Source organism: Luteimonas galliterrae (assembly GCF_023374055.1).
GTDB classification, from domain to species: domain Bacteria; phylum Pseudomonadota; class Gammaproteobacteria; order Xanthomonadales; family Xanthomonadaceae; genus Luteimonas_C; species Luteimonas_C galliterrae.
Genome location: NZ_JAMBEP010000001.1, coordinates 1 through 21,489, shown reverse-complemented (window position 1 = coordinate 21,489; position 21,489 = coordinate 1). Strand labels below are relative to the sequence as shown.

Sequence of the window (21,489 nt, the reverse complement as noted above, 5' to 3'; positions counted from 1 at the left end):
TAATCTTTGTCATCCCGAGCGCAGCGAGGGATCTGCTTGCGCATCCGGCCGAAAGCAGATCCCTCGCTACGCTCGGGATGACAGCTTTTTGGGTTTACGCGAATTGCTTCAGGAACCGCACGTCGTTGTCGAAGAAACTGCGCAAATCGTCGACGCCGTAACGCAGCATCGCCAACCGCTCCACGCCCATGCCGAAGGCGAAGCCGGTGTAGCGTTCCGGATCGATACCGACGTTGCGCAGCACATTCGGATGCACCATGCCGCAACCGAGCACTTCCAGCCAGCGCATGGAACCGTCCGGCTGCTGCCAGGCGATGTCCACTTCCGCCGACGGCTCGGTGAAGGGGAAATAGCTCGGCCGGAAGCGCATCGCGAAATCGCGCTCGAAAAACGCGCGTACGAATTCGCTTAGCGTGCCCTTGAGATCGGCGAAGCTGGCGCGCTCGTCGATCAGCAGGCCCTCGCACTGGTGGAACATCGGCGTGTGGGTCTGGTCGCTGTCGCTGCGATAGACCTTGCCCAGCGCGATCATCCGCAGCGGCGGCTTGTTCTCCAGCATGTAGCGCACCTGCATGCCCGAGGTATGCGTGCGCAGCAGGCGGCCGTCGCCGAAGTAGAACGTATCGTGCATGGCGCGCGCCGGATGGTGCGGCGGGAAGTTCAGCGCCTCGAAGTTGTGCCAGTCGTCCTCGATTTCCGGGCCGTCGGCCTTTTCGTAGCCCAGGCGGCCGAAGATGTCGGCCATGCGCTCCATCGTGCGGCTGATGGGGTGCAGGCCGCCGTGCGCGGCGTCGCGGCCGGGCAGCGTGACGTCGATGGTTTCGCCGGACAAGCGCGCGTCGAGCGCGGCATCGTCGAGGTCGTTCTTGCGCGCCGACAGCGCTTCGCCGATGGCGTCGCGGGCGCGGTTGATCGCCTCGCCGGCGGCCTTGCGCTGGTCGGCGGGCAGCGCGCCCAGCGACTTCAGCTGCGCAGTGACGCTGCCGCTCTTGCCGAGCAGCGCCACGCGCAGGGCTTCCAGTGCGTCGGACGTCTGTGCCGAAGCGATGTCGGCGAGCGCTTGCCGGTTAAGTTGTTCGATATCGCTCATTCGCTACGAACCCCGATTCTCTTCCCGTCATCCCAGTGCAAGCTGGGACCCATTTTGATCTTCGCTTTCCGGAAGCGGAAAGTCACTGGATTCCCGACTTCGCGGGAATGACGGCTTGAAAGCAAAAATGGGTCCCAGCTTGCGCTGGGATGACGGTAAAAAAATGGGGAAGGACTTGCGCCCTCCCCCACGTATTCGGCGGCTCGCGCCGCCGGTACCGCTTATCTGTGGAGATCGCGAACTTACGCCGCGAGCGCGCCCTTGGCTTTTTCTGCCAAAGCCGCAAAACCCTTCGCGTCGTGCACGGCGATATCGGCCAGCACCTTGCGGTCCAGGGTGATGCCGGCCTTGAGCAGGCCGTTCATAAATCGGCTGTAGCTGATGCCGTTGATGCGGGCCGCCGCGTTGATGCGGGCGATCCACAGCGTGCGGAAGTTGCGCTTCTTCTGCTTGCGGCCGATGTAGGCGTACTGCAGGGCCTTGGTCACCGCCTGCTTGGCGACGCGGAAGACCTTGCGGCGGGCGTGGTAATAGCCCCGGGCCTGCTTCAGAACTTTCTTGTGACGGCGGCGTGCCTGGACGCCACGTTTTACTCGTGCCATGTCTCAGCCCTCCTCAAAGATACGGAAGCATGCGGTCCAGACGGCCCGCATCTTCGGCGCGGACGTGGTTCGTCTGCCGGAGATTGCGTTTCCGCTTGGTCGCTTTCTTGGTGAGGATGTGGCTACGGTTGGCGTGGCCGGCTTTGTACTTGCCCGAGGCGGTCTTGCGAAAACGCTTCGCCGCTCCTCGGTGGGTCTTGATCTTGGGCATTGCGGATGTCCTTTCGGGTTTTCTTGTACTGGCCTGGGCGGCAACCTGGATGGCTGCTCTTTCCGTCCTGCCCTTGCCGGCTTGTAAGTCGTTGATTCCCAATAGGAATTCGCGACGGGTTCCTGATACGGCGAAAACGCCCGGCGAACCGGGCCGCACATTATGCAGGGGACGGGTTTCCCTTGCAAATCAGAGGGTTTGCGCCGGGCCTCGGCTGTTCTTCCCCCTTTGAAAAAGGGGGACCGAGGGAGATTTAGCCCTTGATCTTGATCTTGATCTTGCTCTTAAGAGCCGGGGAGCAAGAGCAAATCCCCTGTGCCCCCCTTTTTCAAAGGGGGAAAAAGCAAAAAAGGGCGCGCCTTACGGCACGCCCTTCCAACTCATTGCCGAAGAACTACTTCTTCTTCGGCGCGATCATCATCACCATCTGCCGCCCTTCCAGGCGCGGGCGCGATTCGATCACGATGTCGTCGCCCAGATCGGCCTCGATCCGCGCGGCCATCTCGCGGCCCAGTTCCTGGTGGCTCATTTCGCGGCCGCGGAAGCGGATGTTGACCTTGACCTTGTCGCCCTCTTCCAGGAAACGGCGCATGTTGCGCAGCTTGATCTGGTAGTCGCCTTCGTCGGTCACCGGCCGGAACTTGAGTTCCTTGATTTCGACCTGCTTCTGCTTCTTCTTGGCCGCATTGGCCTTCTTTTGCAGCTCGAACTTGTATTTGCCGAAATCCATGATCCGGCAGACCGGCGGATCGGCGTTGGGCTGGATCTCCACCAGGTCCAGGCCCTGTTCTTCGGCCATGGCCAAAGCTTCGTCGCGCGACAGCACGCCGACCATCTCGCCTTCGACGTCGAGCACGCGCACGCGCGGCACGCGGATTTCTTGATTCTTACGGTTCTGCTTTTCGGGGGTACTGATGTGGCGGTCTCCAGGGCGAATCGTGCCGGCCATCTAGCGATGGCCGGGCCTGCTCATGCTGCGACGTGCTCGTTGCGGAGTCTTTCGGCGAATGCGGCGACGGTCATCGTCCCCAGATCCTCCCCTCCGCGCGTGCGCACCGCGACTGCGCCATTCTCCACCTCGCGGTCCCCGACCACCAGCAGATATGGCACCCGCTGCAGCGTGTGCTCGCGAATCTTATAGCCGATTTTCTCGTTCCGCAAATCGGATTCGACCCGGAAGCCTTGATTCGTAAGGGTTTTCCGGACCTCGTCCACATAATCGGCCTGGGCGTCGGTGATATTGGCCACCACCGCCTGGACCGGGGCCAGCCAGGCCGGGAAGCTGCCGGCGTGGTGCTCGATCAGGATGCCGATGAAGCGCTCCATCGAGCCCACGATCGCCCGGTGCAGCATCACCGGGGTCTGCTTCTGGCTGTGCTCGTCCACATACTCGGCGCCCAGGCGGCCGGGCATCATGAAATCGACCTGCATCGTGCCCAGTTGCCAGGTCCGGCCGATGGCGTCGCGCAGGTGGTATTCGATCTTGGGGCCGTAGAAGGCGCCCTCGCCCGGCAGCTCCTGCCATTCGACCCCGGCCGCGGACAAGGCCGCGCGCAAGGCGTGCTCGGCCTTGTCCCAGGTGGCGTCGTCGCCGAGCCGGGGTTCCGGACGCAGGGCGATCTTCAGCTGCACGTCGGTGAAGCCGAAATCTTCATAGACCTTCATCGCCTGGCGATGGAAGGCGGTCACCTCGGCCTCGATCTGGTCCTCGGTGCAGAAGATGTGGCCGTCGTCCTGGGTGAAGCCGCGCACGCGCAGGATGCCATGCAGCGCGCCCGACGGTTCGTTGCGGTGGCAAGCGCCGAATTCGCCGTAACGGATCGGCAGGTCGCGGTAGCTGTGCAAGCCTTGCTTGAACACCTGCACGTGGCCGGGGCAATTCATCGGCTTCACCGCATACGTCCGTTTCTCGGACTCGGTGAAGAACATGTTGTCCTTGTAGTTGTCCCAGTGGCCGGACTGCTTCCACAGCGACACGTCCAGGATCTGCGGACAGCGCACTTCGCCGTAGCCGGTGTCGCGGTACACCTTGCGCATGTACTGCTCGACCACCTGCCACACCGACCAGCCTTTCGGGTGCCAGAAGATCAGGCCCGGCGCCTCTTCCTGCAGATGGAACAGGTCCTGCTGCTTGCCGATCTTGCGATGGTCGCGCTTCTCGGCCTCTTCGATGCGCTGGATATAGGCGTCCAGCTGCTTCTTGTCCGCCCACGCCGTGCCGTAGATGCGCTGCAGCTGCTCGTTCTTGGCGTCGCCGCGCCAGTACGCGCCGGAGATGCGCGTCAGCTTGAACACTTTCAGGAAACGCGTGTTCGGCACGTGCGGGCCGCGGCACATGTCGACGTATTCCTGGTGGTAGTACAGGCCCATCTGTTTCTCGTCCGGCATGTCCTCGACCAGCCGCACCTTGTAGTCCTCGCCGCGCGACTTGAACACTTCGAGGACCTCGTCGCGCGGGGTCACTTTCTTGACGACGTCGTAGTCCTGCGCGATCAGCTCGCGCATGCGCTGTTCGATCGCGGCCATGTCTTCGGGCGTGAACGGGCGCTCGTACCAGATGTCGTAGTAGAAGCCTTCGTCGATCACCGGGCCGATCACCATCTTGGCGGTCGGGTACAGCTGCTTGACCGCATGCCCGACCAGGTGCGCGGTGCTGTGGCGGATGATCTCCACGCCCTCGTCGTCCTTGGGCGTGATGATCTGCAGCTTGGCGTCGCGGTCGATGCGGTCGCTGGCGTCGACCAGCTTGCCGTCGACCTTGCCGGCTACGGTGGCCTTGGCCAGGCCCGGGCCGATGGATTGGGCCACGTCCATGACCGAAACGGGGTTGTCGAATTCGCGGCGGCTGCCGTCGGGGAGGGTGATCGTGATCATGGGCTCTGGTTCGGTTTTTCGTAGGAGCGGCTTTAGCCGCGAGCTCTTTCGGTCAGGTCGCGGCGATGTGGAAAAGCTCGCGGCTAAAGCCGCGCCTACGAAAGGCAAAGGCAATAAAAAGGCGCCGCGAGGGCGCCGGTTTCCGGGCCTCGGGGAGGGTCAGCAGTGGGCGGTGGTAGTGCTCATGTCGCACGCTCGGCCGGCGTTTCGGCGGGCCACCTCTCTCGGGGTTCTGGACCGATTCTAGCCGAAAAAAACGGTTATGCCGCACTGCACCGAGCCCTCCCGGGCCGCCGTGGCATCATGCGGCCAGCTTCGAAGCCGTATCCGCCGACTTATTCGATGACGATCAAGGGCAAGGCCACATCGCTGGACATCGCGCACCTGGCCGGCGTCTCGCAGCCGACGGTCTCGCGGGCCCTGCGCGGCAGCCCGATGGTCAACGAGGAGACGCGGCGACGCGTGCTGGCGATCGCCGAGCAGCTCAACTACAAGGTCGACAAGAACGCCTCCAGCCTGCGCCGGCAGCACTCGGGCACGCTGGCGCTGCTGCTGTTCGAGGATCCCACCTCGGACGAATCGCACATCAATCCTTTCTTCCTGCCGATGCTCGGCTCGATCACCCGCGCCTGCGCCCGCCATGGCCAGGATCTGCTGATTTCGTTCCAACAGCTCTCGCACGACTGGCATGCCGACTACGGCGACAGCAACAAGGCCGACGGCCTGATCCTGCTCGGCTACGGCGATTACCTGGCCTACCAGGGCAAGCTGAGGAAACTGGTCGAGCAGGGCACGCTGTTCGTGCGCTGGGGCGCGGTGCTGCCCGACCAGCCCGGCATCTCGATCGGCTGCGACAACGTCGGCGGCGGCCGCCTGGCCGGCGCGCATTTGACAGAGCTCGGGAAGACCCGGGTAGCGTTTCTCGGCGATGCGTCCAGCCATTACCCCGAATTCCACGACCGCTACCAGGGTTGCGACGAGGTCCTGCGCGAAGCCGGGCATGCGCTGGATCCGGCGCTGCAGATCGATGCGGAAAGTTCGGAGGATTCCGGTTACGCCGCCGCGCAGGCGCTGCTGGGCCGCGGCATCGCTTTCGACGCGCTGTTCGCCGCCAGCGACCTGATCGCGATCGGCGCGATGCGTGCGCTGAGCGAACGCGGCTTGCGCATTCCAGAGGACGTGGCAGTGATCGGTTTCGACGATATTCCGGCCGCGCGCATAGCCACGCCGACGCTGACCACCGTATTCCAGGACACCACGCTCGCCGGCGAGTTGCTGGTGGATACGCTGATGAAGCAGGTGCGCGGGGAAGCCGCTGAGAGCATGCGTTTGCCGACTTCGCTGGTGGTCCGAAAGTCGACATTGCTCTGCTCTTCGTAAGAGCGGCTTCAGCCGCAAGCTCTTGCTTTTTTGCTGTCGCCCCCTTTGAAAAAGGGGCTACGGGGGATTTGCTCTTGATCTTGCTCTCTCAAAGGTCACAGCAGAAGCAAATCCCCCCTCGCCCCCTTTTCAAAGGGGAAAGAACAGCAAGAGCCGGTGCGCAGGCGAACATTGCCTGCTCTTCGTAAGAGCGGCTTCAGCCGCGAGCTTTTCGGGTCGCGGACGAGCAAGATCAAAAGCTCGCGGCTGAAGCCGCTCTTACGAAAAGCCGAGCGATGAGTCAGCGATGACGCGCCTTTCCCATCGCCGCCGATAATTGCGTCCGCAACGCAGGCAGCGACACGGGCACATCGAGCAGCAACACCTGCACATCGTGCGGCTGTACATCCACTGCGAGCGCCGTGCCTGCGGCCGCCTCGACGACTTGTCCGCCGAACGCCCCTCGCCAAGCGCCCGGCTGCACATCGAGTAGTTCGAACCGAGCCGGCGCATCGCCCTTGTTGAGCAGCACCAAGGCGATCTGATGTTCGCCTTCGCGTTGATAGACGCGATAGAACGCAGCGCGGTCACCCTGCAGCTCCAGATTCACCTGCAACCCGCGCTGCAACGCCGGCGACTGGGCACGCAGGTCGGCGATGCGCTTCAAGCGTTCGCGGATCGGATGGGTGCGCGCCGCATCGACCCGCTGCTGGCCGAAATAGTTGCGGTTGCCGGCGTGCTCCGCGCGGCCGCGCATGAAGCCGATTTCCGAGCCGTAATAGATCACAGGGATGCCGCGCGCGGTGAACAGCCAGTTGTGGGCGTCGATGAAGCCTTCGTCGGTGGCATCCATCCGCGCCATGTCGTGGTTGTCGTAGAACGTCATCAGCTCGTAGGGATTGGCGTACGGGCCGTCCTGCAGATGCAGCGGTTCGCGCAGCCGCTCGAAACCGGCGCGCTTGCGGCCGAACACTTCGTCCAGGCCCTGCTTGAGCGGGAAATCGAGCACGCTGGCGCCGGCATTCTGCGGCCAGGTGTGGTGCGCGATCTTGCCGGCGTCGTAGTTGAAGTCCTCGCCGAACATGAAGAAGCCCGGATGCTTGTCGCGGATGCGGGTGGTGAAGCGGTGCCAGAACGCATCCGGCATCCAGCCGATGGTGTCGATGCGGAAGGCGTCCGCGCCCTGCCCGATCCACTGCTCGTAGGCGCCGACCAGATATTCGAGCACCGCCGGATTGTTCTCGTTGAAGTCGGACAACTCCGCCAGCCCGCCGCCGGTGTTGTAGAAAGCGTGCAGCGGGTTGCGCCTGGGGTCCAACTCGGCGGGCGGCAGGTTCTGGTGATCGGCGATCAGCTTGCCGTCCTTGTCGAAGATCTGGCCGAACATCGGCTGCGGCTTGGGCATCGTATACGCAGGCGAGCCGTGGTTGCCGACGATGTCCAGCACCACTTTCAGGTCCTGCGCGTGCATGGCACGGGTGAAGCCGGCGAAGTCGAGCCCCGCGCTCGGCAGGTGTTCGTCGAGACGGTAGAAGTCGACGCCCCAGTAGCCGTGATAGCCGGTTTTGCCGCGATCGGTCAGCGAGCTGCCCCAAGTGATCGGCTTGCCGCCAGTGAAGGCCTCGTTCGGGTTGTCGGCGATCGGTGTGATCCACACCGCACCGAAGCCCATGTCGCGGATGTAGCCGGCGTTGTCGGCGACGCCTTTGAAGTCGCCGCCCAGGTAGCCGATGTTGTCGCTCTCGCCTGCGGGCGCGTCCGGCGTCGGCACGTCGAAGGTGCGGTGGGCGCCGCCTTGTTCGCGCTGGTCGTTGGACGTGTCGCCGTTGACGAAGCGGTCGGTGACGACGAAGTACACCGCATGGCTGGCGAAAGGTTCGAGGGTGCCGTAGTACGCCTCGCCGTTATCGGCCTTCGCCGTCGCGGCAGGCGACGGCGGGTCGGTGCGTGCGCACCCGGCCAGCAGCGCTACGCCTGCGAGCAGAGCGATACCGCGTGCGGTCATGGCGTCACCGCCCGCAGCGCCGGATGGCGCACGCGCATCACGTACAGCCCCGCGACGATCAGGCTGATGCCGCCGATCGTCAGCGCCTGGATCGGCTGGCCGCCGAACAGGACCTTGAGCAGGAAGCCCAGCAGGCTGGCCGCGACCAGCTGCGGAATCACGATGAAGAAATTGAAGATGCCCATGAACACGCCCATTTTTTCGGCCGGCACGCTATCCGAAAGCAGCGCGTACGGCAGCGACAGGATCGAAGCCCAGGCGAAGCCGACGCCGACCATCGGCAGCAGCAGCCATTGCGGATCGCGGATCACCAGGAACGACAGCAGGCCCAGCCCGCCGAGCGTGGCATTGATCAGGTGGCTGACGCGCAGGCCCCAGCGCCGCACCATCAGCGGGATCACCATCGCCGCCAGCGCGGCGAAGCCGTTGTAGGCGGCGAACAGCACGCCGACCCAGTTCGCGCCCTCGTTGTAGGCGGCCGAAGTGGTGTCGCTGCTGCCGTAATGCACGCTGGTCACCGCCGCGGTCGTGAACAGCCACATCGAGAACAGCGCGAACCAGGAGAAGAACTGGACCACCGCCAACTGCCGCATCGCCGGCGGCATGTCGTGCAAGTCGGCCATGATGCTGGCGAAGGCGCCGCGGCCGCCGGTCAGGCTGAGCAGCGACAGCGCCGCACCGTAACCGGCGACGACGCCGGCGAGGATGTACAACTGCTTGTCCAGCGCGAACGCGGCGATCGCAACGATGCCCGCAGCGCCGGCCGCAAACCAGGCCAGGCCGTTGCGGCGCGCGCGCGGCGCGTCCAGCGGCCGCCGCAACAAAGGCGGCGCTTCGTCCCAGGCTTTGAGCGTCTGCGGCGGGTATTCGCGGGTGCGCAGCACCGTCCACAGTATCGACAGCAGCAGCACCGCGCCGCCGAAATAGAACGCATAGCGCACGGTGTCGGGCACTTCGCCCGGACCGGCGGTATTGCCGACCCCGAGCTTGGCCAGGAGGAACGGCAGCAGGCTGGCGACCACAGAACCGACGCCGATGAAGAAGCTCTGCATCGCATAACCGGTCGGCCGCTGCCGCGCCGGCAGTTGGTCGCCGACGAAGGCGCGGAACGGCTCCATCGAGATGTTGATCGAGGCATCCAGCACCCACAACAGGCCCGCGGCGATCCATAGCGCCGACGAATTCGGCATCGCGAACAGCGCCAGCGTCGCCAGCACCGCGCCGATCAGGAAGTAAGGCCGGCGCCGGCCGAGCCCGGTCCAGGTGCGGTCCGACAAGTAGCCGACGATCGGCTGCACGATCAGGCCGGTCAGCGGCGCGGCGATCCACAGCACCGGTATATCGTCCATGCTCGCGCCCAGGGTCTGGAAGATGCGGCTGACGTTGGCGTTCTGCAAGGCGAAGCCGAACTGGATGCCGAGGAAGCCGAAGCACATGTTCCAGATCTGCCAGAACGACAACTGCGGTTTTTCCGTCATGTGTTTCGCCTGTCGTTTCGATCCGGCTTGATCGGTTGCCTGGCCATGGTCCGCATGCGATCGGCCATCGGATAGCGTGCGGACTGTCGCAGATCGCCGCTTCCGGAGCCATCGTGCAATGCAATAAGCGGAACTGCGCCTCACGTGCGCCGGGCCATGGTAGTCGCAGGCGCCGCGCCGCGGTCTTGCTGCATACGTATTCATGCCGTTCCGCGCGCCGCGCCTTCCGCGCGCAGCCGCGGCTGTGGAATAGTGGCGCTCCCGCGAAGCGCGCCACGACGGCGCCCGGTTTTGCGATGCAGGATGGGAGTGGGATGGCGACGTTGCCCTGGTGGCGTGGTGCGGTGATCTACCAGATCTACCCGCGCAGCTTCATGGATACCGACGGCAACGGCGTCGGCGACCTGCCGGGCATCGTCGCAAAACTCGACTACATCGCCAGCCTGGGCGTCGATGCGATCTGGATCTCGCCGTTCTTCAAGTCGCCGATGGCCGACTTCGGCTACGACATCGCCGACTACCGCGACGTCGATCCGCTGTTCGGCACGCTCGGCGATTTCGACCGGCTGCTGGCCAAGGCGCACGCGCTCGGCATCCGGGTGATGATCGATCAGGTGCTCAGCCACACTTCGATCGAGCACGACTGGTTCCGGCAGAGCCGCGCCAGCCGCGACAACGACAAGGCGGACTGGTACGTCTGGGCCGATCCCCGGCCCGACGGCACGCCGCCCAACAACTGGCTGTCGATCTTCGGCGGCGTGGCCTGGAAATGGGAGCCGCGCCGCAGGCAATACTTCCTGCACAACTTCCTGGCCTCTCAGCCGGATCTCAACTTCCACAATCCGGCGGTGCGCGAGGCGACGCTGGACAACGTCAGATTCTGGCTGGACAAGGGCGTCGACGGCCTGCGCCTGGATGCGATCAACTTCTGCTTCCACGACCTGCAATTGCGCGACAACCCCGCCAAGCCCGCGGAATTGCGCCAGGGCCGCGGCTTCAGTCCCGACAATCCTTACGCCTTCCAATACCACCACCACAACAATACCCAGCCCGAAAACCTGCGGTTCCTCGAGGAACTTCGCGCGCTGATCGACCGCTATCCGCAGGCGACCACGCTCGGCGAGATTTCGTCCGAGGATTCGCTGGCGACGATGGGCGAATACGTCAACGAGCGACGCCTGCACATGGGCTACAGCTTCGAGTTGCTGACCGAGGATTTCAGCGCCGCCTACATCCGCGGCACCGTCGAGAATCTGGAAATCAAGATGGCCGACGGATGGCCGTGCTGGGCGATTTCCAACCACGACGTGCAACGTGCGGTCAGCCGCTGGGGCGGCGCAGATGCCGACGATGCGTTCGCCAAGCAGCTGATCGCGCTGGTGTGTTCGCTGCGCGGCTCGGTTTGCCTCTACCAGGGCGAGGAACTCGGCCTGGGCGAAGCCGAGGTGCCGTACGAGGCGTTGCGGGATCCTTACGGCATCGCGTTCTGGCCGAATTTCAAGGGCCGCGACGGCTGTCGTACGCCGATGCCTTGGACCGGCGACGCCGATGCCGGTTTCGGCAGCGAAGCGCCGTGGCTGCCGATCCCGGCCGAGCACCGCGCGCGCAACGTTGCGGCGCAGGATGCGAATCCCGCTTCCGTGCTCAATGCCGCGCGCGCTTTCCTGCGCTGGCGCAAGACGTTGCCGGCGCTGCTGCACGGCGACATCCGTTTTCTCGACGCGCCGGAACCGATCCTGGCGTTCACGCGCCATCTCGATGGCGCGACGCTGCTTGTCGTCTTCAACCTGTCGTCGGCGGCGGTTCGCTGGCCGCTGCCGGCCGGCGCGAAGCCGTTGCCGCTCGCCAGCCATGGCCCGATCGGCGGCCGCGTCGAGAAAGCGCAGCTATCGCTTCCCGGGCGCGGAGTGTTCTTCGCGGAATTGACCGGATCGGTACTTTCCGGCGATACCGATCATGCCGAAGGCCGGGATCGCGCACGCAACGCTCGTGCGACGCTGGGCAGCGCCTGAAGCGACGGAACACGCGCCGCTTGTAGAGCGGAGCTTGCTCCGCTTCTCCCGCAAGGCCAAAAACAGTCGAGCAAGCTCGACGCTAGAAGACCATCCCGGCTCACTCTTCGCGGCGCAGTTCCAGCATCGCCGGCGCAGGCTGGTCGCTTATCTCGAACCGAAGCGTCTGTTTCGAGGCATCCGCCGTAGCCGCCACCGGCTTGCCGTCGAGCTCGACGCGCGCAGCGCCGCGCCAACCGTGCACGATCACCTCGATGCGGCGCCACCACGGCACGTAATCACCCGCCCGCTGCTCGAACGACAGGGTGAGTCCGTCCGTCGCGACGTTGCAACGCAGGGTCTGGCGCAGGTAGCGGCCCCGTCCATGATCGAGGCTGGTTCCGTCGTCGGCGTACAGCAACCCGTTGCAGTCCTCGCCGGGATACACGTGCAGCGATAACGGACCGCGCGGGGCCTGCGCCGTGCTCTGTACCAGCGGCTGCAGCGGCAGAATGGTTCCTCCCCGCACGAAGACCGGCAAGCGCCCCAGCGCCGGCGTCTCGTGCACGATCACGAAACCCGCCTTTGCGGACTCGCCACGTTCGGCTTCCGCTTCAAGACCGCTCCAATAGTCGAACCACCTTTGCCCGGGCAGGCAGATCCGGTAGCGTTGCGGCGATTCCGGCGTCGGCGACGGCGCTACGAGCAAGCCCGGGCCGACAAGGAACGCCATCGACTGGTCGCAAGGCGCGGACAGGGCCTGCGGATAATCGTAGAACACCGGCCGCATCAGCGGCGCGCCGGTGCGCGCGTTCTCGTCGGCCAGGCCGTACAGATAAGGCAGCAGGCGATAGCGCTGTTCGATGAAGCGGCGCCGGATCGCGGTGTGCGCGGCGCCGTCGACCCAGGGCTCGGACCGCGGCGCGTCGATCGCTGTATGGTTGCGCATCAGCGGGAGGAACGCGCCGATCTGATACCAGCGCGTCAGCAGCTCCGGCGATGCGCCGCCGGTGAAACCGCCGATGTCGACCGCGCTGTAGGCGAAGCCGCTGAGGCCGAGATTGAGCAATTGCGCTACCGACAATTTCAGGTGGCTCCAGTTGGAGCCGTTGTCGCCGGTCCAGGTCGCGGCATAGCGCTGCCCGCCGGCGTAGCTGGCCCGCGTCATCACGAACGGGCGCCGTTCCGGCGCCAACGCCTGCAATCCTTCGAAGGTCGCGCGCGAGTGCTGCATGCCGTAGAGATTGTGGATTTCGGCGTGGCTCGCATTGCGCCGTGCGAAACCGGGCGTGTCGATGCGGTGCATCGTATCGAGCGGCATCGTCTTGCTCGGCGTTTCGAACAATGCCGGCTCGTTCATGTCGTCCCAGAATCCGGCGATGCCGGCCTCGACCAAGCCGGCGTACAGCCGGCCCCACCAACCGCGCGTGGCGGAGCGGGTGAAGTCCGGAAATACCGAGGCTCCCGGCCAGACTTTGCCGACGAAAGGCCTGCCGTCGGTCGCCTTGACGAAATGATCGCCGGCCACGCCGCTGTCGTAAGGCACGTAGTTTTCGCCCGGCGCTTCGGCGATATGCGGATCGGTGATCGCGACCAGGCGGATGCCGTCGTCGCGCAGTTCCGCGGCGAGTTGCGGCAGGTCGGCGTACGTGCGCGGATTCGCGGTGAACGGCCTGTTGCGGTCCTGGAAGTCGATATCGAGCCAGATCACGTCGGCGGGTATGCGCTCGCGCCGCAGTCGCGCGGCCACCTCGCGCACTTCGCGCGACGACATGTAGCTGTAGCGCGACTGCTGGTAGCCCAGGGACCATAGCGGCGGCAGCGGCGGCCTGCCGGTGAGGTCGGCGTAGCGTTCGGTCACGCGCCGCAACGAGGGGCCGTGGATCAAGTAGTAATCGATCGGGCCGTCGACCGCGCCGAAGGCGAGCACGTCCTGCTCGCGCCTGCCGAAATCGAACCAGCTGCGCCAGGTGTTGTCGAGGAAGATGCCGTAGCTGCCGCCTTCGCCGCCCGTGGCGACGAAGAACGGGATGCTCTTGTACAACGGATCGGTGGCTTCGCCGAAGCGGCCGACGTCGGTGTTCCAGTTCACGAACGCGCCGCCGCGGCGGTCCAGCGGGCCGGTCTTGTCGCCGAGGCCGAAGTAATGCTCGGACGGGGGCATCGTCTTGCGCAGGGCGAACGCACGCCCCTGCATGGCGATCGGGGCCGCGATCGCATCCGCGGACACGATGCGGCCTTCGCCGTCTTCGACGATCAGCCGCAACGGATCGCTCGCGATGCGCACGGCCAGCGTGGCGGTGCGGAAACCCGGCGTGCGCGCATCGCCCAACGGCCGCACCGCGACGCGACGCGCGCGCACGTCTTCCGGCACGGCCCATGATGCGTCTTCGGGAAGCCGGCCGTCGGCGGCGATCCGCACGCGCAGCAGATCGTCGGCCAGCGCGTCGACCCGCAACAACATCCGGCCGTCGCGCACCTCGATGCCGCCGGCGAGCCGTACAACATTCTCGCGCGCGGACACCGCGACGGGAACGCAGAATCCCGCGATCAACCCGCCCATCAACGCCATCGTCCTGCCCATCCTCATGCTTCGGCTCTCCTGTTGCCGACCCGCGAGCGCGCCTTGGATACGATGCCCCGCTCTTGGTAGAGCGCAGCTTGCTGCGCTGCTCTTGATTTAAAGCAGTCGAGTAAGCCCGACTCTACAAGGCCGCGCATCTCGGAAGCGCTACTGCGCATCGATGATCCGCAACCGCTCACGGCAGCGTAATGGCGACATCGTCCATCACCAAAGGATCGCGTGCGCCGTCACCGCCACCGAAGCCGGCCGATTGCGGTTGCGGAGTCAGGCTGCGATAGCCAGCGTCGTAATCCCAGGTGGCGACGTAAAGCCTGGCGCCGGATAACGAGGACGGATCGCCGAGCGCGCTACCCGGCAGAATGAAACTGATCCGATTGCCGACGGGATCCGTCTCGATCCTGGCGCCTGGCGCAACCGGTGCGCCTTCGCTGTCGGCCGTCGCGTTCGTGGCGGCGAACATAGCATTGCTCCAGCCGCCCGCACGCAAACGGTAATGCCAGCGCATGCCGTCGGGCAGGGTGGCGTTCTGCAGCGGCATCAGCGTGCTGCCGCCTTTCCTGCCTGGCAGCTGCAAGAAGATCGTGAAGGCGACATGGTCGAAGCCGTTCACCGGATTCCACAGCGTGGTCAGCTTGCGCATCGTCAACTCGATTTTGAGCGCGCCGCCCGCCGACGATACGCGCACGCCGCGGATGTCGGCCTGGCGATTGTCGGACCAGCCGGGATCGGCCGGATAGCGGTAGCGACCCAGCGGTCCGTGATCGTCGCCTTGCGGATCCTGCGCTTCGGCCAGCACCTGCCAGCGGCGCTCGATGCGGAACGTGCGCGCCGCCGAAACCGCCAACGGCGATCGTGACCACGCCACCAGCCGGTGCTCCACCGACGCGTCGATCATGCCGGCGGTATCCACCCTCGCCTGCCAACGGCCTTCCACGTCCGGCCGCACCGTCGCCGCCTTCGCCAGGTCGCCATCGACGACCAGTCTGAAAGCCGGCACGCCCTTCGCAGTGCCGCGTACGACGAAATCGTCGGCGTAACGATCGGTAGCCGCCGGCGCCAGCGCGATCGTGGCCGGCGAAGGCGTTGGCGGCGACTTGGGCCCACCCACCTTCCAGACTTGGCCGCTACGCGGCGACAGGCGCAGGTGGATGCGACCGTCCACACCGACGACGATGTCGTCGGGTTTGCCGCCATCGATATCGAATAGGCCCCGCAGCACCGTTCCCGCGTCCAGTCCGGTATCGACGTTGTCGAGCAGCGTCTCGCCGTCGGCGGAATTGAGCACTACCAGCGCCGATTCGCCGCCTTGAGCCATGCGCCAGGCGATCGCGCCGGGCGCGGCGGCATTCGCGGCGAGCACCGTCGGCGTGCCGCGCGAGAAAACGCGGTGTTCGCGGCGCAATGCGATAGCCCGCTGCAGGAACCGGTACAACGGCGCCGAAGCATCGAAGCGATCGCGGCCGTCGGAGCCGTAGCCGCGTGCGAACATCGCCGCGCGCTGGCCGGTGAAGCCCTGCTCGGTGCCGTAGTAGATCGTCGGTATGCCAGGCAGCGTCAGGATCGACAACAGCGCCTGCTTCAAACCGGCTTCGCTACCGCCGGCGAGGAAGCGGTCGACGTCGTGATTGTCGACGAAGGTTGGCATACGCCAGGGATCGCGATGCACGCGCATCATGCTGGCGATGCGGTAGGCCAGCTCGTCGCTGGGATGCCCGCGCGCGAAAACGTCGCCGAGGGTGGCGTACAGCGGAAAATTGATCATGCCGGTCAGCAGCGGCTGGCCGTCGGCGGCGCGCGCGTAGGTTTCGATCTTGCGCGCCTTCTCATCCTGATACGGCCGGTCCGGGCCGAAACCCTCGCCGAAGGCGTGGAAACCGCTGCGTCCGGTCCGTTCGGCAACACGCTGCATGCCCGGCGCCTGCGTATCGCCGGAATGCATGAAATCGGCGAAGAATTCGGGCGGTACGTGGAAGGCGGTATCGACGCGGAACCCGTCGACGCCGGCTTCGCGGATCCAGTAGCCGTAGCTGTCGCGCAGCGCTTCGCGCACCGCCGGGTTCTCGGTGTTCAGATCGTCCAGTCCGGCGAGCTGGAAGGTGCGCTCCTGGCGGATATCGTTGAAGTCGACGATGTCCGGCGTCCAGTGGTAGGCCGCCGAGGCGCGATCCGCGGCCTTTCGCGCATCGTTGGCGTCGAACGGCGCCTGCGTAGGCGCCGGCTTGTCGCGGGCCCAGTCGTAGCGGACGAAGTGCCTCGCCGGATCGTCCGCGCTCCATCCGCCCTGGTAGGCGAAGTAGTCGCCGACGTGATTGACCACCACGTCCTGCACCAGGTACATGCCGGCGGCGTGCAGGCTGCGCGACAGCTCGCGATAGTCCTCGAGCGTGCCGAGATGGGCGTCGACCCGCTTGAAATCCTCGGCCCAATAACCGTGGTAACCGCCGTGGCGGACGCGCTGGTTCCACCACTGGTTGGCGACCGGCGGCGTGATCCATACCGCGGTCGCGCCCAGGCCGCGGATGTAGTCGAGCCTGCGGCGGACGCCGCGCAGATCGCCGCCGTTGTATTTGGCGTTGTCGGCAGGATCGTATTCGCCGGCGCCCTGGTCGTTGTTGCGCGGTTCCCCGTCGTCGAAGCGATCGGTCATCAGAAAATAGACGACCTGGTCGCGCCAGTCCGGCGACGGCACATGCAGGCGCCCGGCCTCGGCCGATGCCTGCGCGGCGGCTGCGCCAGCGCAGCCGAGCGCGAGCCCGGCCAAGCCCGCCGATAGCCAAACCACCGCCGGCCGTAACGCGCTGCGCTTCGCCGTCATCCGAGCACTCCTGCACCTGCCTGTTCACTATTCCACGAGTCCGGCGCCGCTGTTACGAGCCGACCGCGTCCGGCCCATGAATACGTATGCAGCGTGCGATGCGCGGGAGTTGCCGCGACTACTATGGCCCCGCAACGGGTGACACCTGTTCCCCGGCACATCAGACCCGGGCGCGTCCAGCCGGTCGCGTACACGGGCGAAAGCTAAAGCAACGAACATTGCCTTGGGAGGGGAAAAATGTTGCAGCACAAGCGGAATACTTTGAGCGTGGCGCTGGCCGCGGCGATGCTGCTGGGCGCGACGGTCGCGCATGCGCAGTCGACCGATGCTGCGTCGCCGCAAGACCCGGACGCACCGGCGGATACCGCGCAAACGCAGGCCGAGAAGCAAGCGAAAACCCTGGAAACCGTCACGGTCACCGGCATCCGGGCGGCGATCGAAAGTTCGATCGACACCAAGAAGGAATCGACTTCGATCGTCGAATCGATCTCCGCCGAGGACATCGGCAAGCTGCCCGACATCAGCATCGCCGAATCGATCGCGCGCCTGCCCGGCCTCGCCGCGCAGCGCGTCGCCGGCCGCGCCCAGGTGATCAGCGTGCGCGGCCTGTCGCCGGACTTCTCGACCACGCTGCTCAATGGCCGCGAGCTGGTCAGCACGGGCGACAACCGCAGCGTGGAGTTCGACCAGTATCCGTCCGAACTGATGAGCGGCGTGACCGTCTACAAGACCCCGGACGCCGCGCTGGTGGGCCAGGGCCTGTCGGGCACGCTGGACATGCGCACCGTGCGCCCGCTCGATTTCGACAAGCCCGTCTTCGCGATAAGCGCCCGCGGCCAGCGCAACTCGCTGGGCTCGGCGGCCAACGCCGACGGCGACGGCAAGCGCATCAACGCCAGCTACATCGACCAGTACTTCGGCGGCACGCTGGGCCTGGCGATCGGCTTCTCGCATTCGGACATCCCGATCCAGGAAGAGCAAACCGGCCTGTACGAGCCGTGGCAGGTGCAGCCGCGCGCCGGCGTACCCGCAGGCACGTTCGTCACCGATGGCGCCAAGGCCTTGCGCCGCACCGGCTACATCCGCCGCAATGCCGCGATGGCGACCGTGCAGTTCCGCCCGATCAACGAGTGGACCAGCACGGTGGACATCTTCCACACGTCGGCCATGCAGGAAGACACCGCCAACCAATTCGAGGCGAACTTCAACTACAACGGCAACAACGTGACGCAGGAGTGGACGCCGACCGTCAACGGCAACGGCACCCTGACCGGCGGCTCGCTGACCAACGCCTATCCGCTGGTCCGCGGCATGTACAACAAGCGCGAGGACAGCATCGACGCGGTCGGCTGGAACAACGAGATCAAGATCGGCCAGGCGAACGTCACCGCCGACCTGAGCTGGTCGAAGTCCCACCGCGACGAAGTCAACCTCGAGAACAACCTGCAACTGCTGCCGAATCCGCAGTTCGACACGCTGCAGCTGAACTTCCCGAAATCCGGCTTCGCGACCATCGACCCGGGCCGCGATTACTCCAACCCGGGCGCATTGTTCCTGGCCAACACGATCTACGGTTCGGGATACGGCAAGACGCCTAACATCGTCGACGAGTTGAAAGGCTTCAAGGTCAACGTGAACCTGCCCGCTCCGGGCGCGGTCGACGGCTTTTTCTCCGACTTCGATATCGGTGCGCACTATGGCGACCGCGAGAAGACCAAGCACCAGCCGGAAGGCAACATCAACCTCGGCGCGCAGGGCGTGACGACCATCGCGCCCGACTTGCAGTACGGCCTGGTCGACCTGAGCTTCGCCGGCGCCGGCTACATTCCGTCCTGGAACGTACCGGGCGCAGTGGGCCGCTACATGACCTTCGCGCCCAACGAAGAAGCGAGCTTCCTGGTCGCCAAGGCCTGGACCGTCAACGAAGACATCACGACGGGCTGGCTGCGCGCGAATATCGACACGACGTGGGGTTCGATCCCGGTGCGCGGCAATATCGGCGTGCAGGTGCAAGATACCGACCAGTCTTCATCGTCCAATTACTGGGACGCCTCGCAGCCGGCCGGCCAGAACGTGCGCCCGTACGAGAACGGCAAGACCTACACCGACTGGCTGCCGAGCCTGAACCTCGCGTTCATGCTGCCGCACGATCAGACGCTGCGCTTCGCGGCGGCCCGCCAGCTCGCCCGCGCGCGCCTGGACCAGCTGCGCGCCTCGTTCGAGTTCGGGATCAGTTCGTCGACCGGCATTCCGGGCGGCTCCGGCGGCAATCCGGAGCTGGATCCGTGGATCGCCAATGCGTTCGACATCTCGTACGAGAAGTACTTCAGCGGCACCAAGGGCTACGTCTCCGCGGCGGCGTTCTACAAGGATCTGCGCAGCTACATCTATACGCAATCCCGCACGTTCGACTTCTCGCAGTTCATCGCGCAGATGCCGCCCGACCAGCAGGCGCTCGTCACCACCAACCTCGGCCAGTTTAGCGCGCCGTTCAACGGCGAGGGCGGCAAGCTGAAAGGCCTGGAACTGACCGCCTCGCTGCCGCTGGACCTGTTCTGGGAGTCGATGGAAGGCTTCGGCTTCATCGCCAGCGCGAGCTTCTTCGACAGCAACATCAAGATCCGCGACCCGGAAAGCGCGAGCAGCGTCGGCAACGAAGACATCAGCCTGCCCGGCCTGTCGGACGAGGTGTACAACCTCACCGCCTACTACGAAAAGCACGGCTTCGGCGCGCGCCTCAGCCAGCGCATGCGCTCGGACTACATCGGCGAGATCGGCAACTTCGCCGGCAACCGCACGCTGCGCTACGTCGAAGGCGAGAACCAGCTGGACGCGCAGCTCAGCTACACCTTCGAGACGGGCAGGTTCGACGGCGTGACGCTGTTGTTCCAGGCCAGCAACCTCACCGACGAGGCGTACCGCACCTACGCGGGCACGAAGGACCGTCCGCTTGAGAACATCGAGTGGGGCCGCACTTATCTGTTGGGCATGAGCTATAAGTTCTGATTCTAATGTCATTGAGGTAACGAAGAAAAAGCCGGCGCATGCCGGCTTTTTCTTTGCTTAAACGGGAGAAGATGGCTATTAGAATCGGCGTCCTGTCGACTTACGTGTGATGGGCATCGCCTCGCTCAACCCGAATCCTACTTATCAATTTCGATATAGACATTGTATGTATCCGTTCCTCCGTGACGTCGACTTTCAGGTAGATAGCGCTCTATTCCCCACGTAATGTTCCCAGTATCGATTCTTAGGTTGTCTGCAGGAACGAATAGTTGAATATCTCTGCCCAATTCCCGCCTGAACTTCTCGGCACCTTGTAAATCGCTTCCGAATTCGAACACCAGTTTCGTTCTGGGCTTCTTGCCACCGATATCGCGCAATATCACGTCCCAAGCAGCTTTGGCATTCGCACTGGTGGCGAACTTCGCGTCTAGAAGGATAATTTGCCGCAGACCACCAAAATCTACGACCTTGCCGATCTCTTCTCCATATAGCCGTAAAGCCCGAGTCGTTCTATCGTCAGAGATACCGACCCAAAGTTGCCTTTGTTTGGTCGCATGCACTAAATCCCGTGCTAGCTCCTCACGCCGCTGCGCCACGAGCCGGGCCGCAGCGGTTACTTCTGGCGGTACATTTCCGAGCAATCTCGATATCCAAGATCTGACTCCCGATGCTCTAATACCATTAGGCATTGGATTCGCGGCACCGAAACCGACCGCGTCAGCGGCAATCTCGGCGCTCGTCGCCATTTCGTCCATCATCTGACTGTTCACACCCATCGCTTGGGCCTCCCGCGACATCGCCCGCCACAGCATGTATTCCTCCACGTTGGCGAACGGCGCGGACATGCCAGCGCGTTCGTAGTTGGCTTTGTCGCGCTGGTAGGCCTGCACGTAGAACTTCTCCTCTGCAGTCATCTCGCTCACCGATTTCTGACTAAGTGTTTTTCCGCGCATGGCGTTTTGTGCACCGCCAGGCTTGTGCGCCCGCATACCTCTCATGAGATCGCCGGCAACGACGCCAGTACCAAGCCCACCGCCATTGGCGAGGTAGGTGCCTCCACTCGTCGTCGCCTCGTCCAGCTCCGCGGCCAGGCGTTCGACGTTCTCCTCACCGCTCTCGGCAAAGCCTGGATCCTTCGCCGGCGCATGCCCGGTCGGATCGGAGAACGCCACCGGACTGTTGTTGACGTAGGTGCGCCGGTTCCAGCTGAGCGGGTTGGACGGATCGGGAACGACGCTGTCCGGTTGCAGGAACTGCATCGCGGCCGGGTCGTAATAGCGCGCCTGCATATCGATCAGGCCGCTGATGCCGGGCGCTGTGGCGCCGCGCTGACGGCGTTCGTGGGTGCCGGTGTAGCCGCTGTTGGGCAGCTTCAGCTCGTCCTTGGGCGCGGCCTTGAACGCCAACCAGTTATTCGGATCGCGCTCGTCGCCCCACACGCCGTAGCTGCGCCGGTCCTTGACCTTGCCGGCGG

General features: G+C 64.9%; 13 protein-coding genes. 3 read left to right on the top strand and 10 right to left on the bottom strand.

The window, feature by feature from the left end:
* Nucleotides 1-94: 94 nt before the first annotated feature.
* The 5 genes from pheS to thrS form a co-directional block, all read right to left on the bottom strand.
* Nucleotides 95-1,090, bottom strand: coding sequence for a phenylalanine--tRNA ligase subunit alpha (gene pheS, locus M2650_RS00065; RefSeq protein ID WP_249469610.1), 996 nt, complete (start codon nucleotides 1,088-1,090; stop codon nucleotides 95-97).
* A gap of 242 nt (nucleotides 1,091-1,332) precedes the next feature.
* Nucleotides 1,333-1,692, bottom strand: a complete 360-nt coding sequence (gene rplT / locus M2650_RS00060; RefSeq protein ID WP_249469604.1) for a 50S ribosomal protein L20 — start codon at nucleotides 1,690-1,692, stop codon at nucleotides 1,333-1,335.
* A gap of 13 nt (nucleotides 1,693-1,705) precedes the next feature.
* Nucleotides 1,706-1,903, bottom strand: a complete 198-nt coding sequence (gene rpmI / locus M2650_RS00055) for a 50S ribosomal protein L35 (protein WP_024889803.1) — start codon at nucleotides 1,901-1,903, stop codon at nucleotides 1,706-1,708.
* A 394-nt stretch (nucleotides 1,904-2,297) separates the two neighbouring features.
* On the bottom strand, nucleotides 2,298-2,852 hold the full coding sequence (gene infC, locus M2650_RS00050) for a translation initiation factor IF-3 (RefSeq protein WP_249469600.1): 555 nt from the start codon (nucleotides 2,850-2,852) through the stop codon (nucleotides 2,298-2,300).
* Nucleotides 2,853-2,872: 20 nt separating this feature from the next.
* Nucleotides 2,873-4,777: a threonine--tRNA ligase gene (gene thrS, locus M2650_RS00045; protein WP_249469594.1), complete on the bottom strand. Its 1,905-nt coding sequence runs from the start codon at nucleotides 4,775-4,777 to the stop codon at nucleotides 2,873-2,875.
* Nucleotides 4,778-5,080: 303 nt separating this feature from the next.
* On the opposite strand from thrS, the gene M2650_RS00040 reads away from it, so the two are divergent.
* Nucleotides 5,081-6,157 carry a LacI family DNA-binding transcriptional regulator gene (locus M2650_RS00040; protein WP_249469577.1) on the top strand — a complete coding sequence of 359 codons (1,077 nt, stop codon included), beginning with the start codon at nucleotides 5,081-5,083 and terminating at the stop codon, nucleotides 6,155-6,157.
* A gap of 280 nt (nucleotides 6,158-6,437) precedes the next feature.
* Here the strand turns inward: M2650_RS00040 and M2650_RS00035 are convergent, their stop codons facing one another.
* Nucleotides 6,438-8,141, bottom strand: a complete 1,704-nt coding sequence (locus M2650_RS00035) for an alpha-amylase family glycosyl hydrolase (RefSeq protein WP_249469574.1) — start codon at nucleotides 8,139-8,141, stop codon at nucleotides 6,438-6,440.
* Nucleotides 8,138-9,619: an MFS transporter gene (locus tag M2650_RS00030; RefSeq protein WP_249469571.1), complete on the bottom strand. Its 1,482-nt coding sequence runs from the start codon at nucleotides 9,617-9,619 to the stop codon at nucleotides 8,138-8,140. Before M2650_RS00030 ends, M2650_RS00035 begins: the two co-directional genes overlap by 4 nt.
* A 314-nt stretch (nucleotides 9,620-9,933) precedes the next feature.
* Between M2650_RS00030 and M2650_RS00025 the strand changes: the two genes are divergently transcribed.
* Entirely contained in the window at nucleotides 9,934-11,631 is a 1,698-nt protein-coding gene (locus tag M2650_RS00025; protein WP_249469566.1) for an alpha-glucosidase family protein, read from the top strand.
* Between the two features lie 100 nt (nucleotides 11,632-11,731).
* Here the strand turns inward: M2650_RS00025 and M2650_RS00020 are convergent, their stop codons facing one another.
* A complete protein-coding gene (locus M2650_RS00020; protein ID WP_249469563.1) occupies nucleotides 11,732-14,200 on the bottom strand; it encodes a glycoside hydrolase family 31 protein in 2,469 nt (822 codons plus the stop codon).
* A 169-nt stretch (nucleotides 14,201-14,369) separates the two neighbouring features.
* Nucleotides 14,370-17,009 (bottom strand): alpha-amylase family glycosyl hydrolase, encoded by a 2,640-nt coding sequence (locus M2650_RS00015; protein WP_249469560.1) that lies wholly within the window; start codon nucleotides 17,007-17,009, stop codon nucleotides 14,370-14,372.
* 237 nt (nucleotides 17,010-17,246) lie between these two features.
* Here M2650_RS00015 and M2650_RS00010 point away from each other — a divergent pair, with 237 nt between their 5' ends.
* Nucleotides 17,247-20,015: a TonB-dependent receptor gene (locus M2650_RS00010; protein WP_249469558.1), complete on the top strand. Its 2,769-nt coding sequence runs from the start codon at nucleotides 17,247-17,249 to the stop codon at nucleotides 20,013-20,015.
* 137 nt (nucleotides 20,016-20,152) lie between these two features.
* On the opposite strand, the gene M2650_RS00005 is transcribed toward M2650_RS00010, so the two are convergent.
* On the bottom strand, nucleotides 20,153-21,489 hold a 1,337-nt coding region (locus M2650_RS00005; RefSeq protein ID WP_283254593.1), incomplete at its 5' end, for an RHS repeat-associated core domain-containing protein.